Source organism: Streptomyces sp. NPDC059371, from assembly GCF_042751995.1.
Lineage (GTDB): Bacteria > Actinomycetota > Actinomycetes > Streptomycetales > Streptomycetaceae > Streptomyces.
On record NZ_JBHYXD010000050.1, the window covers coordinates 33,839 to 48,785 of the forward strand.

The 14,947-nt window shown below is 70.5% G+C and carries 9 protein-coding genes; 6 read left to right on the forward strand and 3 right to left on the reverse strand.

Features of this window, described 5'->3' with window-relative positions; genetic code table 11:
- Positions 1 to 84 precede the first annotated feature (84 nt).
- Positions 85 to 1,815 carry a lytic transglycosylase domain-containing protein gene (locus tag ACFXGX_RS25590; protein WP_384795307.1) on the reverse strand — a complete coding sequence of 577 codons (1,731 nt, stop codon included), beginning with the start codon at positions 1,813 to 1,815 and terminating at the stop codon, positions 85 to 87.
- A gap of 240 nt (positions 1,816 to 2,055) precedes the next feature.
- On the opposite strand from ACFXGX_RS25590, the gene ACFXGX_RS25595 reads away from it, so the two are divergent.
- Entirely contained in the window at positions 2,056 to 2,910 is an 855-nt protein-coding gene (locus ACFXGX_RS25595) for a DUF4184 family protein (RefSeq protein WP_384795309.1), read from the forward strand.
- On the opposite strand, the gene ACFXGX_RS25600 is transcribed toward ACFXGX_RS25595, so the two are convergent.
- Together ACFXGX_RS25600 and polA are read right to left on the reverse strand one after the other, a co-directional pair.
- The gene (locus ACFXGX_RS25600; RefSeq protein WP_384795311.1) at positions 2,831 to 3,556 is read right to left on the reverse strand and encodes a hypothetical protein; all 726 of its coding nucleotides are present in this window, start codon (positions 3,554 to 3,556) and stop codon (positions 2,831 to 2,833) included. The two genes, ACFXGX_RS25595 and ACFXGX_RS25600, sit on opposite strands and share 80 nt — an antisense overlap.
- A gap of 254 nt (positions 3,557 to 3,810) precedes the next feature.
- Positions 3,811 to 6,537 carry a DNA polymerase I gene (gene polA / locus ACFXGX_RS25605; protein WP_384795313.1) on the reverse strand — a complete coding sequence of 909 codons (2,727 nt, stop codon included), beginning with the start codon at positions 6,535 to 6,537 and terminating at the stop codon, positions 3,811 to 3,813.
- Between the two features lie 170 nt (positions 6,538 to 6,707).
- Between polA and ACFXGX_RS25610 the strand changes: the two genes are divergently transcribed.
- From ACFXGX_RS25610 to ACFXGX_RS25630, 5 genes are all read left to right on the forward strand, one after another.
- Entirely contained in the window at positions 6,708 to 8,987 is a 2,280-nt protein-coding gene (locus ACFXGX_RS25610; RefSeq protein ID WP_384795315.1) for an FdhF/YdeP family oxidoreductase, read from the forward strand.
- Between the two features lie 62 nt (positions 8,988 to 9,049).
- The gene (locus ACFXGX_RS25615) at positions 9,050 to 9,511 is read left to right on the forward strand and encodes a hotdog fold thioesterase (protein WP_329299091.1); all 462 of its coding nucleotides are present in this window, start codon (positions 9,050 to 9,052) and stop codon (positions 9,509 to 9,511) included.
- Between the two features lie 1,309 nt (positions 9,512 to 10,820).
- Positions 10,821 to 12,026 (forward strand): branched-chain amino acid ABC transporter substrate-binding protein, encoded by a 1,206-nt coding sequence (locus tag ACFXGX_RS25620; protein ID WP_384795338.1) that lies wholly within the window; start codon positions 10,821 to 10,823, stop codon positions 12,024 to 12,026.
- Between the two features lie 196 nt (positions 12,027 to 12,222).
- Positions 12,223 to 13,155, forward strand: a complete 933-nt coding sequence (locus ACFXGX_RS25625) for a branched-chain amino acid ABC transporter permease (RefSeq protein WP_384795317.1) — start codon at positions 12,223 to 12,225, stop codon at positions 13,153 to 13,155.
- Between the two features lie 5 nt (positions 13,156 to 13,160).
- Positions 13,161 to 14,942 (forward strand): branched-chain amino acid ABC transporter permease, encoded by a 1,782-nt coding sequence (locus ACFXGX_RS25630; RefSeq protein ID WP_384795340.1) that lies wholly within the window; start codon positions 13,161 to 13,163, stop codon positions 14,940 to 14,942.
- The last annotated feature ends 5 nt before the right edge of the window (positions 14,943 to 14,947 follow it).

The following is a 14,947-nucleotide window of genomic DNA, read 5'->3' on the forward strand; positions in this document are numbered from 1 at the left end:
GCACACAACGGATCAGGGCGCCCCCGCGGCGTGAGCCGGGAGGCGCCCTGGAGGCGAGCTGTGCCGCGCGGTGGCGGCTCGGTTCTAGGAGGCGGTGGGGGAGGCGCTGGGCGTGGCGGTGGCGGGAGCTGCGGCCACCGTCAGTTCGACGGTCAGGGTCGCCCCGCCCGTGGTGGTGACGCGGAGCAGGAAGGTGCCGGTGGTGTCGTCGGCGTACAGCTTCGGCAGCTTGAGCAGGCCGTCCGCGTCGGTGGTCAGGGCGCCGAGGGTGCGTACGGGCTTGCCGTCCGCGTCCTTGAAGTAGGGGCCCGTGTCGTTCTCGCCCGCGTCGTCGGCCGACTTGACCAGGGTGGCGGTCGCGGCGACCTTGCCCGCCGCCGCACCCTTGTAGGTGGCCTTCACCTCGACCTGGTCGGCGAACTCGCCGCCCGGCACGCAGGTCAGCGCGGTGTCGGCGGTGCGGGCCAGGGCGTCGGCCTGGCGCGCGGTGACGCTCGCCGTGTAGTCGAGTCCGGCCATGACGCGGCCCACGACGGTGACGCGCACGGTGAAGTCGCCCGTCTTCTCACCCGCCACGAGCGCGGGCGCGGTGGCCATGCCGAGTCCGTTGGTGACCAGCGTGGCGACACTCTCGCCGCCGGTGAAGGTCGCGTCGGTGTCGCCGACGATGGTGAACCGCACCCGGACCTTCGCCACCGGCTTGTCGGCCTTGTCGTCGGTGCGCACGGCGACCTTCTGCGCGAACGTGTCCCCGGCGGTCGCCGTGAGCTTGCCCGCGCCCACGTTCGTCAGGTGGTCCACCGTCTCGGTGGGTGTCGGCGTGGACGTGGGCGGAGTCGTCGGGGGCTGTGTGGCCGGCGGGGTCGGGGTGGCGGGAGGGGTCGGCTTCGGAGCGGGGCTCGACGGGCCGCCACCCGGGCCGGGGCTGCTCGGCGAGGACGGCTCCGTGGGACCGGGGCTCGGCGAGGTGGGCTCGTCGCTGTTGTGCGAGGGCAGCGATCCGGTGCCGTCCGGCACCTCGTGCGTGCCCTTGCGGTAGTACTCCAGCCACGACAGGACGGTGTTGAGGTACGCCGTCGACTTGTTGTAGCTGAGGATCGCCGCGTTCATCTGCGCCTGGACCGCCATGTCGTGGTCGAAGCGGCACAGGTAGTGCCCGGCGGCCAGCGCCGCGTCGTAGATGTTGTTCGGGTCCTTCTTGCCGTCACCGTTGCCGTCACGGCCCGCCCACTCCCAGGTGGAAGGGATGAACTGCATCGGCCCGACGGCACGGTCGAAGGTGCTGTCGCCGTCGTACGCGCCGTTGTCGGTGTCCTTGATGTTGGCGAATCCGTAGCCGTTCAGGACCGGGCCGAGAATGGGCGACAGGGTCGTGCCGTTCGCGTCGACACGGCCGCCGCGGGCCTGGCCCGACTCGACCTTGCCGATGGCGGCGAGGAGCTGCCAGGGCAGGTTGCAGGTCGGCTTGGACTCGCGCAGCGACGCCTCGGCCTGCTTGTAGGCGTCCAGCACGGTGGCGGGGATGCCCGCCTCGGCGGCGCCCGTGGCGGCGGGCGTGTCGCTTCCCGTGGTCGGCGCGGGGTTGGGGCTCTGCAGCGGCGGAAGGTCCGTGAAATAGCGGCCGTTGCCGGTCGCGGTGCCGTCATCGCCCGCGTCGCCGGTACCCAGGCCGAGGTCGGCGCCCGCCGACTGCCGGCCGTGGTCGTCGGTGATCGCTCCCGGGCCCTGGGAGGCGGACAGAGCCGCGACCGCGAGCGCGGCCACAGCGGTGGTTGCCGCGCCCTTGCGCAGCCTCCTGCCGAATTGCGCCGCCATCGAGTGACCCCTCCCACGGACGACCGGTGTGACCCCGTCGCCTCTCCGTCCTGCGCTGCCGCTGTCCGCAGCCGTGCTCCCCGCACGGCAACCCAAGCGACCCTACGACAACTTCCGTCGCCCAGAGACCTGTTCGCGCCCGATATTCACCAGTTGGCCATGAGCCGTCGTCCCGCATACTGGCCTCCGGTGATCAACCGGCCGACCATAGCCGGTCAACAGGAGACGCAGGGGGACGATTTGCCCTTCACTCTCAGTCACGCGGCCGCCGTGCTGCCCGCGATCCGCAGGAACGGAAACGGCCGCGGGCGATTGATTCCCGCCGTTCTCGTGGCAGGTTCCTTCGCTCCCGACATGACCTACTACGCGGCGAGCGCGGTACCCGGGGCGATGGAGTTCGGTACGTTCACCCACACGTTCACCGGCGTGTTCACGGTCGATGTGGTCATCGCATGGGCACTGGTGGGAGCCTGGCTGGTGCTGCGCGAACCGCTGGTGGCGTTGATGCCCGCGGCACGACAGGGGCGCACGGCACAGCTTCTGCGCTGTGGAGCCGCGCGTGAGCCGGTGTGTGCGCCGACCGTTCTCCGCTGGTACGCCTCCGCGGTGCTCGGCGCGCTGACGCATGTCGTATGGGACGCGTTCACCCATCACGACCGGTGGGGCGTGGAGCTCTTCCCCGTCCTCGGACACACCCTCGCGGGCTCGCCGCTCTACTGGTACGTCCAGTACGGCAGTTCGGCGGTCGCGGCCGTCGTGATCGTGACGTGGGTGCTGCTCGCGCTGCGCCGCGCCCCGAACGGTCCCGCCGTCGCCGTGCCCGTCCTGTCCACCGCCGACCGCCGGCTGGCCGCGACGGTGATCGGCGGCCTCGTACTGGCCGCCGCGGTGCAGCGGGCGGTGCGCTGGTGGGCGTACTGGAAGTCCGTCGCGAAGCCGTGGGAGCTCATTCCGGCGCTGTGCTTCGGCGGGGGCGCCGGACTGGTGATCGGCCTTTTCCTGTACGTCCTCGCGGTCAGGATCTGGCGTCCCGCTCCGGCTCGTCCCGCCCCTGAGGCGGCGCGTACGGAACCGAGCCGTCCCGCCGCCCGCTGACCGCCCCGCCCGCGGTGAGACCCCGGAGCAGCCCGCGCCCCCGGCCGATGCCCCGGTGCACGGCCCGGGCGACCCGCTCGACGACACGGGCGCGGTACGGCACCGTCGGATGGTCGTACGACAGGACGACGACCCGGTAACTGCGGGCCGGGCCGGTGAAGGAACCGACGCCGTGGACACGGCCGCCGTTCGCGGCCCGGGGCAGCCGGCCGGTCGAGATGTGCGCCCCCGGACGGCGCGACGGGCCGGGGAACGCGCCGCGAGGGCGGCCGTCGCGGAGCCGCGTGAACTCCCGCAGGCGCCGCGCGCCGGCCCTGCAGAACGCGCGGGCGCCGGACACCACCACCGCCGGCCACCGCCTCGGCCGGTCGCGGGCCTGGCCGCCTGCCTCGTCGTCGGGCACCGACACCAGGACCGTGCCCGGGCGCGCGGACAGCGCCGCCTGAAGATCGCGGGACAGCCGGGCCCCGAAATCCTCGTCACGAGAGGAACCGCCGGACCCCAGGAGCTGGGCGGTGCCCGCTCCGGCCGCGACCGCGGGTACCGGCGCGAGCAGCACCGGGACGACGGCCGCGGCCACCGTCGCGGTCGCGACCACCACGGTCGTGGCCACGGCCGTACGGCGGTGCAGCGTGCGTATACCCATGCCCGCATCCTTACGTCGCCCTCCGGCCCGGGGCTCCCTGTGAGAGCCACGCGAGTGACGCGCCCGCACAAGCACCCGAGCCGCCCGCACCGCGGCCGGAGACGCCCGAGGGCCGCGGGTCCCGCACCTCGTAGTGCCGGACCAGCGGCTCTCGGAAGCAGGCGCCCCGTACCCAGGGCCTGCCGTTTGGATCATGCGGCCGGACGCGGGACAGGGCACCTCACCTCGGCGCCACCTGCCCCAGACGACAAGCCCTAGTGCGCGGCCGACTCCCAGTCCCGGCCCACGCCGACGGAGACGTCCAGCGGGACATCGAGCCGCACCGCCGACGCCATCTCGTGGCGCAGCAGCTCCTCGGTCCTCTCCCGCTCACCGGGAGCGATCTCCAGGACGATTTCGTCATGGACCTGGAGCAGCATGCGGGAGTCCAGCTTCGCCTCGCGCAGCGCCCGGTCCACGTTGAGCATCGCGATCTTCACAATGTCGGCGGCCGTGCCCTGGATGGGCGCGTTCAGGGCCATGCGCTCGGCCGCCTCACGGCGCTGACGGTTGTCGCTGTTGAGATCCGGCAGATAGCGGCGGCGCCCGAACAGCGTCGCCGTGTAGCCCGTGGCCCGGGCCTCGTCGACCGCACGGCGCAGATAGTCCCGTACACCGCCGAAGCGCTCGAAGTACGTGTCCATCAGCCCACGGGCCTCGCCCGCCTCGATGTTGAGCTGCTGGGACAGACCGAACGCCGACAGCCCGTACGCGAGGCCGTACGACATCGCCTTGATCTTGCGGCGCATCTCGGCGTCGACCGCGGACCGCTCCACCGAGAACACCTGGGAGGCGACGGTGGTGTGCAGGTCCTCACCGGAGGTGAACGCCTCCAGCAGCCCCTCGTCCTCGGACAGATGGGCCATCACCCGCAGTTCGATCTGGCTGTAGTCCGCGGTCATCAGGCACTCGAAGCCCTCACCGACGACGAAGCCGCGGCGGATCGCCCGGCCCTCGTCCGTGCGCACCGGGATGTTCTGCAGGTTCGGATCGGTCGACGACAGCCGGCCGGTCGCCGCCACCGTCTGGTTGTACGTGGTGTGGATACGGCCGTCCGCGGCGATCGACTTGATCAGCCCCTCGACGGTAACGCGCAGCTTGGCCTGCTCACGGTGACGCAGCATGATCACGGGCAGTTCGTTCTCGGTCTGCGCCGCCAGCCAGGCCAACGCGTCCGCGTCCGTCGTGTAACCCGTCTTCGTCTTCTTCGTCTTGGGCAGGGCCAGTTCGCCGAAGAGGACTTCCTGGAGCTGCTTGGGCGAACCGAGGTTGAACTCGTGCCCGGCCGCCGCGTGCGCCTCCTTCACCGCCTGCTGCACCGCGCCGGCGAACGTCTGCTCCATGGTCTCCAGGTGCGCCCGGTCCGCCGCGATGCCGTACCGCTCCAGCCGCGCCAGCAGGCTGGACGTGGGCAGCTCCATGTCCCGCAGCAGATCCGCCGCGCCGACCTCCTTGAGCTTCTCCCCGAACGCCTCCCCGAGATCGAGGATCGTGCGGGCCTGCGCCATCAGCGCGTCGGCCTCGGCCTGCTCGTCCGTACCGAAGGCGAGCTGTCCGTCGGCAGCGGCGGCGGGCCCCAGCTCCCGGCCCAGATACTCCAGGGACAGCGCGTCCAGCGCGAAGGAACGGCGGCCCGGCTTGACCAGATAGGCGGCGAGCGCCGTGTCCATGGTCACCCCCTCGATGGTCCAGCCGTGCTCGGCGAAGACCCGCATCACACCCTTGGCGTTGTGCATGACCTTGGGCCTGTGCGGGTCGGCGAGCCACGCGGCGAACGCGTTCTCGTCGGACTCGTCCAGCCGGGACGGGTCGAACCAGACCGCCGGTCCCGCACCCGCCGCGAGCGCCACCTCGGCGACCGACCCCGAACCCAGCGCCCACGAGTCGACCGTGGACACACCCAGCACCCCGCTGCCGTGTTCGGCGAGCCACGGCTTCAGTTCGCCCGCGCCCAGCACCGTGCCGTCGATCTCGACGCCCTCGACGACGGGCCGCGCCTCCTCGGCCTCCGCGGCCCCCGGGTCCACGGCGAGAAGCCTTTCCCGCAGCGAGGGGTTACGGATCTCCAGGGTGTCCAGGACCATCGCGAGCGCCGTACGGTCGTACGCGGCCCGCTCCAGGTCCGCCACCGTCCGGGGCAGCTCGACGTCCTTGACCATCTCCGTGAGACGGCGGTTGAGCTTCACCGCCTCCAGGTGGTCACGCAGATTCTGCCCGGCCTTGCCCTTGACCTCGTCGACCCGCTCGACCAGCTCCGCGAACGAACCGAACTGGTTGATCCACTTCGCGGCCGTCTTCTCGCCCACACCGGGAATGCCCGGCAGGTTGTCCGACGGGTCACCGCGCAGCGCCGCGAAGTCCGGATACTGCGCCGGCGTCAGCCCGTACTTCTCGAAGACCTTCTCCGGGGTGAACCGGGTCAGCTCGGAGACACCCTTCGTCGGATACAGGACCGTCGTGTGCTCCGAGACGAGCTGGAAGGAGTCACGGTCACCCGTGACGATCAGCACGTCGAAGCCCTCGGCCTCGGCCTGCGTGGCGAGCGTCGCGATGATGTCGTCGGCCTCGAAGCCGTCCACCGCGAAGCGCTGCGCGTGCATCGCGTCCAGCACCTCGCCGATCAGCTCGACCTGCCCCTTGAACTCGTCCGGGGTCTTCGACCTGTTCGCCTTGTACTCGGTGAACTCCTCGGAACGCCACGTCTTGCGGGACACGTCGAACGCCACCGCGAAATGCGTGGGCGACTCGTCGCGCAGCGTGTTCGCCAGCATCGACGCGAAACCATAGATGGCGTTCGTCGGCTGACCCGTCGCGGTGGTGAAGTTCTCCGCGGGCAGCGCGAAGAACGCGCGGTAGGCCAGCGAGTGCCCATCCATGAGCATCAGGCGCGGGCGGCCCGTACCTGCGATGTTCTCGGTCTTCTTCGATGCTGTCTCTGCCACACCCCCGATCCTGCCACGACCCACTGACATCGAGAGCCGTCCCGGCCCGGCACACTCCTCCCCCTCCCGGATTCCCCCGGGCCCACGGCCATCGCCGTCGGCCACGCGTGCGAGGATCCAAGCGGTACGAAGTCACGCACACCGACGTGCGCACGCGAAGGGGTTCAGCGATGGCCAGCAAGCCGCCGAAAAGCGATCCGGTCCAGGACGCGCCGCAGGTATCCGGACCGAAGCACGCCGCGGCCGGGCTCCCCGCCATCGGACACACCCTGCGCATCGCGCAGCAGCAGATGGGCGTCCGCCGCACCGCGCTCACCCTCCTGCGCGTCAACCAGAAGGACGGCTTCGACTGCCCCGGCTGCGCCTGGCCCGAGCCCGAGCACCGGCACGCCGCGGAGTTCTGCGAGAACGGCGCCAAGGCCGTCGCCGAGGAAGCCACCCTGCGCCGGGTGACCCCCGACTTCTTCGCCGCGCACCCCGTCTCCGACCTCGCCGGCCGCAGCGGCTACTGGCTCGGCCAGCAGGGCCGCCTCACCCACCCCATGTACCTGGCCGAGGGCGCCGACCACTACGAGCCCATCGCCTGGGAACGCGCCTTCGGCATCGTCGCCGAGGAACTCGCCGCGCTCGGCTCCCCGGACGAAGCCCTCTTCTACACATCGGGCCGCACCAGCAACGAGGCCGCCTTCCTCTACCAGCTCTTCGCCCGCGAACTCGGCACGAACAACCTGCCGGACTGCTCGAACATGTGCCACGAGTCGTCCGGCTCCGCGCTGAACGAGACCATCGGCATCGGCAAGGGCAGCGTCCTGCTCGACGACCTCTACCGCGCGGACCTGATCATCGTCGCCGGGCAGAACCCCGGCACGAACCACCCGCGCATGCTCTCCGCCCTGGAGAAGGCCAAGGCCAACGGCGCGAAGATCATCACCGTCAACCCGCTGCCCGAAGCGGGCATGGAGCGCTTCAAGAACCCGCAGACACCCCAGGGCATGATCAAGGGCGCCGCGCTCACCGACCTCTTCCTCCAGATCCGCATCGGCGGCGACCAGGCCCTCTTCCGCCTGCTGAACAAACTGATCCTCGACACCGAGGGCGCCGTCGACGAGACGTTCGTCGCCGAACACACCCACGGCTTCGAGGACTTCGCCGAGGCCGCCCGCGCGGCCGACTGGGACGAGACGCTCACCGCGACCGGCCTCACCCGCGACAGCATCGACGAGGCCCTGAAGATGGTCCTCGCCTCACAGCGCACCATCGTGTGCTGGGCGATGGGCCTCACCCAGCACAAGCACTCCGTCCCCACCATCCGCGAAGTCGTCAACTTCCTGCTGCTGCGCGGCAACATCGGCCGCCCCGGCGCCGGCGTCTGCCCCGTCCGCGGACACTCCAACGTCCAGGGCGACCGCACGATGGGCATCTTCGAACGCCCCGCCCCCGCCTTCCTCGACGCCCTGGAGAAGGAGTTCGGCTTCAAGCCGCCCCGCGAACACGGCTACGACGTCGTACGGGCCATCCGCGCGCTGCGCGACGGCGACGCGAAGGTCTTCTTCGCCATGGGCGGCAACTTCGTGTCCGCCTCCCCCGACACTGACGTCACCGAGGCGGCCATGCGACGCGCCCGGCTCACCGTCCACGTCTCCACCAAGCTGAACCGCTCGCACGTCGTCACCGGAGCGCGCGCCCTCATCCTGCCCACCCTCGGACGCACCGAGCGCGACCTCCAGGGCGGCGGCGAGCAGTTCGTGACCGTCGAGGACTCCATGGGCATGGTGCACGCCTCACGCGGCCGCCTGGAGCCCGCGAGCCCCCATCTGCTGTCCGAGCCCGCCATCGTCGCCCGCCTCGCCCGCAGCGTCCTCGGCGAGGCCAGCGGCACCCCCTGGGAAGAGTTCGAGAAAGACTACGCGACCATCCGCGACCGCATCGCCCGCGTGATCCCCGGCTTCCAGGACTTCAACGCGCGCGTGGCCGACCCCGCCGGCTTCGCCCTCCCCCACGCCCCCCGCGACGAACGCCGCTTCCCGACGGCCACCGGCAAGGCCAACTTCACCGCCGCGCCCGTCGAACACCCCGAACTCCCCGAAGGGCGCCTGCTGCTGCAGACCCTGCGCTCCCACGACCAGTACAACACCACCATATACGGACTCGACGACCGATACCGGGGCATCAAGAACGGCCGCCGGGTCGTCCTCGTCAACCCCGACGACGCCCGCGAACTGAAGATCGCGGACGGCTCGTACGTCGACCTCGTCGGCGAGTGGAAGGACGGCGTGGAACGGCGCGCGCCCGGCTTCCGCGTCGTGCACTACCCCACCGCCCGCGGCTGCGCCGCCGCCTACTACCCCGAGACGAACGTCCTGGTCCCCCTGGACTCAACCGCCGACACGAGCAACACCCCTGCCAGCAAATCCGTGGTCGTCCGTCTGGAACAATCGACAGCCGACTGAGCGTTCGCTCAGCAAAGGGACATCCACGACGACGTGGTCCACGACGAACGGAGCCGGGCCCCATGGGCGAACAGCACACCCCGAAGTTCCCGCAAGGGGTCATCGACGAATACGCCGCGCTCGGCGTCGACCTGCCCGCGCTCTTCTCCGCGGGCCACCTCGGCAACCGCATGGGCGTCCAGATCACCGAGGCCTCCGCGGACCGCGTCGTGGGCACCATGCCCGTCGAGGGCAACACCCAGCCCTACGGCCTGCTCCACGGAGGAGCCTCCGCCGTCCTCGCCGAGACCATCGGCTCCGTCGGCGCCATGCTCCACGGCGGCATCACCAAGATCGCCGTCGGCGTCGACCTGAACTGCACGCACCACCGCGGCGTCCGCTCCGGTCTCGTCACCGGCGTGGCCACACCCGTCCACCGCGGGCGCACCTCGGCGACGTACGAGATCGTCATCACCGGCGAGGACGGCAAGCGCGTCTGCAGCGCCCGCCTCACCTGCATCCTCAAGGACGCCCCCCAGAGCTGACCCCGGCTCCCGGGGCGCTCAGGGGTACGCGGATCCCCGGGCGTCTCGGACAGGACGCGGAAGCCCGGGCTCCCGGGGCACGCGGATCCTCGGGGGCTTCGCGGCGCGCGGATCACCCCGGCTCCCGGGGCGCTCCGGGGTACGCGGATCCCGGGCGTCTCGGACAGGACGCGGAAGCCCGGGCTCCCGGGGCACGCGGATCCTCGGGGGCTTCGCGGCGCGCGGATCACCCCGGCTCCCCCGCGGCGAGCAGATCCCGCGAGCCCCCGAAGGCCGCGCCCCGGCGGCCCCTTCACGGGGGTTCACCGGCCCACCGGAGTCACGCGGAGCCCCCGGAGTTCCGGCGGCCCGCCGAAGTCCAACCCCCGGACTCCAGGCTCCCGTTGAGCCGCGGCCCGGCGCGGCCCGCGCGAGCACGGAGAGCCGTCGCGATCGCAATCGGCGGCCCTGCCATCCCCCTCCGCGCCGCCCGTGACCGCCGAGGGGCGGCGCCCCGGTCACAAGTGCCCCGGCGGCACGCGCACTTCCTTCCGCTTCGTGGGCGGCACCGGGCGCCGCACGGCCGGCACCGCCCACCAAGTGGGCTCCGGACCGCCCGAGTTGAGCCCGGCGACCCCGCCTCCGCTGCCACTGACAGTGAGGGCCGGAAACGCCCGCCTCATCACCTTGCGCGGCTTCGTATACAACCGCGCCCGCCCACCGCCCGGCGTCCAGGCTCCCCCGCCCCGACCTGCCCGTACGCGACGACAACGCACAGCAACAGCAAAGCCTCACTTCGGCGGCACCCGGCAGACCGGCGCGAAGACCGCCTCGCGCGCCCCCCGCTTGCCCAACGCGCCCTCCCCCACACCCACTTCACTCGGCCAGGGCACCGCCGACCGCCTCACTCGGCGGTAACACACGGTTACCTCTGCCGCAATAAAGCAATCCCCCCGTCGCGAGACGCGCCGCACCACGCCCCCGAAGGCTCATCGAACCGCCACCGGGCGTACAGCTTCCGGTATCCGCCATCAACCCGGAACAGCGCGTTCTCACCATGCGAACACACAACCGCCTCCGGGGGACACGCCGAAATGCTCCGATCGTCCGCCCCACGCCCCGCAAGGCACCCCCCGGATAACAAGAGCGTCACAGCCTTCCCCACGCTCCTCCCCACCCCCCCAACCTGCGCTTATAGTCACGGCCAGTCACCGCGCCGCCGGGCGCGTCACTGCACGGCCCTGCTTCATCCAGTACGGCCCGGCGAGAAACACGGCCCCCACCCTGGGGTGCCGCGCCAGGGAGAGGATTCAACGTGCGACAGCGTTCCATGGTCATACTCACCGCCGTGCTCACGACAGGAGCACTCACGCTGACCGCCTGCGGCTCGCGCGACGACAGCGGCGACAGCAAGAGCGACAAGAAGACCGAGATCATCATCGGCGTGGACGCGCCGCTGACCGGCCAGAACTCGGCCACCGGTCTCGGCATCCAGGGCGGCGTCCAGATCGCCGTGGACGACGCCAACAAGAACAACACCGTTCCCGGCGTGACCTTCAAGGTCAAGGCGCTCGACGACAAGGCCATCCCGGCCTCCGGCCAGGCCAACGCCACCCAGCTCGTCCAGGACGACAAGGTCCTCGGCGTGGTCGGCCCGCTGAACTCCGGCGTCGCCACCCAGATGCAGCAGGTCTTCGACACCGCCAACCTCGTCGAGATCTCGCCGTCCAACACGGCGCCCGAGCTCACCCAGGGCAAGAACTGGCAGACCGCCAAGACCCGCCCGTTCAAGACCTACTTCCGCACCGCCACCACCGACGCCCTCCAGGGCGGCTTCGCGGCCGACTACGCGTACAACACGCTGAAGAAGCGCAAGGTGTACGTCGTCGACGACAAGCAGACCTACGGTGCCGGCCTCGCCAAGCTCTTCAAGGCGGGCTTCACCAAGGCCGGCGGCAAGCTCGCGGGCGAGGACCACGTCAACACCGGCGACACGGACTTCTCCGCCCTCGTCACCAAGATCAAGAACTCCAAGGCCGACCTCGTCTACTACGGTGGCCAGTACGACGAGTCCGAGAAGCTCACCAAGCAGCTCAAGGACGGCGGAGCCAAGATCCCGCTGTTCGGTGGCGACGGCATGTTCTCCGACACCTACATCCAGACCGCCGGCAAGCCCTCCGAGGGTGACCTCGTCACCTCCGTCGGCCAGCCCGTCGACTCCCTCGCCTCCGCCGCCGACTTCATCAAGAAGTACAAGGCGTCCGGCCTCAAGGGCGACTACGGCACCTACGGCGGCTACTCCTACGACGCCGCCACGGCCATCATCAAGGCCATCGGCGCTGTCGTGAAGGACGGCAAGATCCCGGACGGCGCCCGCGCCAAGATCGTCGCCGAGGTCCAGAAGACGAAGTTCGACGGCATCGCCGGCCCCGTCTCGTTCGACGAGTACGGCGACACCACGAACAAGCAGCTCACCGTCTACCAGGTCGTCGACGGCAAGTGGAAGGCCGTCAAGAGCGGTACGTTCAACGGCTGATCAGCAACACCCGGGACACTCCGGTGGATCGGTTCACCGCCAGGCGACGGCGCCCCGAGCGGCACCACACGCCCGGTCCGATCCACCGGACAGGCCCTCCGCACAACCTCAGGGCCGCGCGGCCACGACCACACGTCACCGCGCGGCCCGCTCCATACGCCCTGATCAACTCTCCCCACCACATGGAGGCCACGCGGTGAACACCCTGCCGCAGCAGCTGGCCAACGGGCTGTTCCTCGGCTCGATGTACGGGCTGATCGCCATCGGCTACACGATGGTGTACGGCATCGTCCAGCTCATCAACTTCGCCCACGGCGAGATCTTCATGACCGGCGGCTTCGGCGCACTCTCGGTCTACCTGTACGTTCTGCCAAACGGCACATCCATGTGGATAGCCCTCCCAGCGATGCTGATAGGCGGCGGAATCGTCTCCGTCCTCATCGCCGTCGGGGCCGAACGCTTCGCCTACCGACCACTGCGCGGAGCACCACGCCTCGCCCCGCTCATCACCGCCATCGGTCTGTCCCTGGCCCTCCAGCAGATCGTCTTCAACACCTACCCCGACGCCAAGACCGACCTGACGTTCCCCCAGCTTCCCTTCGGTCCCTGGCACATCGGCTCCGTCAGCATCCAGAGCGGTTCGGTCTTCGTCATCGTCGCCGCCCCCCTGTGCATGGCGGCCCTCGCCCTCTTCGTCAGCCTCTCCCGCACCGGCCGCGCCATGCAGGCCACCGCGCAGGACCCTGACACCGCACAGCTCATGGGCATCGACACCAACCGCATCATCGTCATCGCCTTCGCCATCGGCGGCTTCTTCGCCGCCGTCGCGGCCGTCGCCTACGGACTGCGCTACGGCACCGTCAAGTACGACATGGGCTTCCAGATGGGCCTCAAGGCCTTCACCGCGGCCGTCCTCGGCGGCATCGGCAACATCTACGGCGCCATGATCGGCGGCCTCGTCCTCGGCCTCGCCGAGACCATGGCCACCAGCTACATCGACGGCATCCCCGGCATGCAGCAGCTCGGCGGCGGCGGCTGGTCCTCCGTCTGGGCCTTCGTACTCCTCATCCTCGTACTGCTGTTCAGGCCACAGGGCCTCGTCGGCGAACGCGTCGCGGACAGGGCGTGAGCACCATGGCAACCACCGAGACCACCACCCCCCAGCGCGGCCTGATCGCGCTCCCCGAGAGCGCGGCCCGCGTCCTCGTCACGGTCGGCGCCATCGCCACCATCGCCAGCACCTTCATGTCCTGGACCTACACGTCCGACTTCCCCGGGGACCTCACCTACTACGGCTCCCCGGCCGGACTCCAGGTCCTCGACATCGTCGCCGGCGTCCTCACCCTGCTGTTCGCGCTGACCCTCTGGAACGTCCGCGGCCTCGGCTGGCTCAACCCGGCGGGCGCCACCCAGCCCGTCGTCCTCGCCGCCGCCTCCGCGTTCGCCGTGAGCTGGTTCAGCGCCATCGCCATCGCCGTCGACCTCAAGGGCCTCGTCGCACTCGACCCCGGCGCCTACGTCGCCGCCGTCGGCTCCCTGATCGCCCTCCTCGGCACCCTGGCACTCCCCAAGCCCGGTGACACCTTCAAGGACTACGTCACCAAGCCCGGCCTCATCCCGCCGGCCGCCAAGCTGCCCGGCTGGGTCGAGCGCCTCGTCATCACCGGCGCCACCGCCGTCGCGCTCACCGCGTTCACGTACGGCATCGGCGTCGACCCCGACGCGAGCGAAACGTTCCTGGGCTACCTGCTCCTCGTCGTCTTCGGCACCTGGGCCCTCCAGACCGCCGGACTCTTCGACCGCTTCGCCCAGCTCAACGCCCGCCACAAGGGATTCGCCACCACCATGGCGTTCCTCGCCGCGGCGATCTTCCCCTACTTCGCGAACAACGAGCACAACTCCAACGTCGGTGTGAGCATTCTCGTCGTCGGCACCGTCGCCCTCGGCCTCAACATCGTCGTCGGCCTCACCGGACTCCTCGACCTCGGATACGTCGCCTTCCTCGGCGTCGGCGCCTACGCCGCGGCCCTCGTCTCCGGCTCCGAGTTCTCCCGCTTCTCCGGCGTCCAGTTCCCCTTCTGGGCCGCCATGCTCACCGGCATGGCAGCATCGCTCGTCTTCGGCGTCCTCATCGGCGCCCCCACCCTGCGACTGCGCGGCGACTACCTCGCCATCGTGACCCTGGGCTTCGGAGAGATCTTCCGCATCGCCGTCAACAACCTCGACGGCGCCTCCGGACCCAACCTCACCAACGGCCCCAACGGCATCTCCATGATCCCGGACCTCAACATCTTCGGGTTCGACTTCGGCACCAGCCACGACGTCGCCGGCCACGCCCTCGGCCGCTTCGCCAACTACTTCCTGCTGATGCTGCTCATCACCGGACTCGTCGTCGTCGTCTTCTCCCGCGCCGCCGACTCCCGGATCGGCCGCTCCTGGATCGCCATCCGCGAGGACGAGACCGCCGCCACCGCCATGGGCATCAACGGCTTCCGCGTCAAGCTCGTCGCCTTCGCCCTCGGCGCCTCCCTCGCCGGCCTCGCCGGAACGGTCAGCGCCCACGTCGGCTACAGCGTCAACCCGGCCCCGTACCAGTTCGCCGGCTCCGTACCCCCGAACTCCGCCTTCCTCCTCGCGGCGGTCGTTCTCGGCGGCATGGGCACCGTCAGCGGACCCATCCTCGGCGCCACCCTGCTCTACCTCCTCCCTGAGAAGCTCCAGTTCCTCAAGGAGTACCAACTCCTCGCCTTCGGCGTCGCGCTCGTCCTCCTCATGCGCTTCCGCCCCGAAGGCATCATCGCCAACCGCCGCAACCAGCTCGAATTCCACGAGAGCGACGACAGCGACGAGCCCGTCCACATCCCCGAACAAGGCCTGCCCGACTCCACCGTCGGCGTCACCAAGGCAGGGGCGTAACCAAC

Excerpts from the sequence above, each read along its gene's own strand:
- ACFXGX_RS25590 (WP_384795307.1), bottom strand. The coding sequence starts at position 1,815 with ATGGCGGCGCAATTCGGCAGGAGGCTGCGCAAGGGCGCGGCAACCACC.
- ACFXGX_RS25630 (WP_384795340.1), top strand. The coding sequence starts at position 13,161 with ATGGCAACCACCGAGACCACCACCCCCCAGCGCGGCCTGATCGCGCTC.
- ACFXGX_RS25600 (WP_384795311.1), bottom strand. The coding sequence starts at position 3,556 with ATGGGTATACGCACGCTGCACCGCCGTACGGCCGTGGCCACGACCGTG.
- ACFXGX_RS25615 (WP_329299091.1), top strand. The coding sequence starts at position 9,050 with ATGGGCGAACAGCACACCCCGAAGTTCCCGCAAGGGGTCATCGACGAA.
- ACFXGX_RS25620 (WP_384795338.1), top strand. The coding sequence starts at position 10,821 with ATGGTCATACTCACCGCCGTGCTCACGACAGGAGCACTCACGCTGACC.
- ACFXGX_RS25610 (WP_384795315.1), top strand. The coding sequence starts at position 6,708 with ATGGCCAGCAAGCCGCCGAAAAGCGATCCGGTCCAGGACGCGCCGCAG.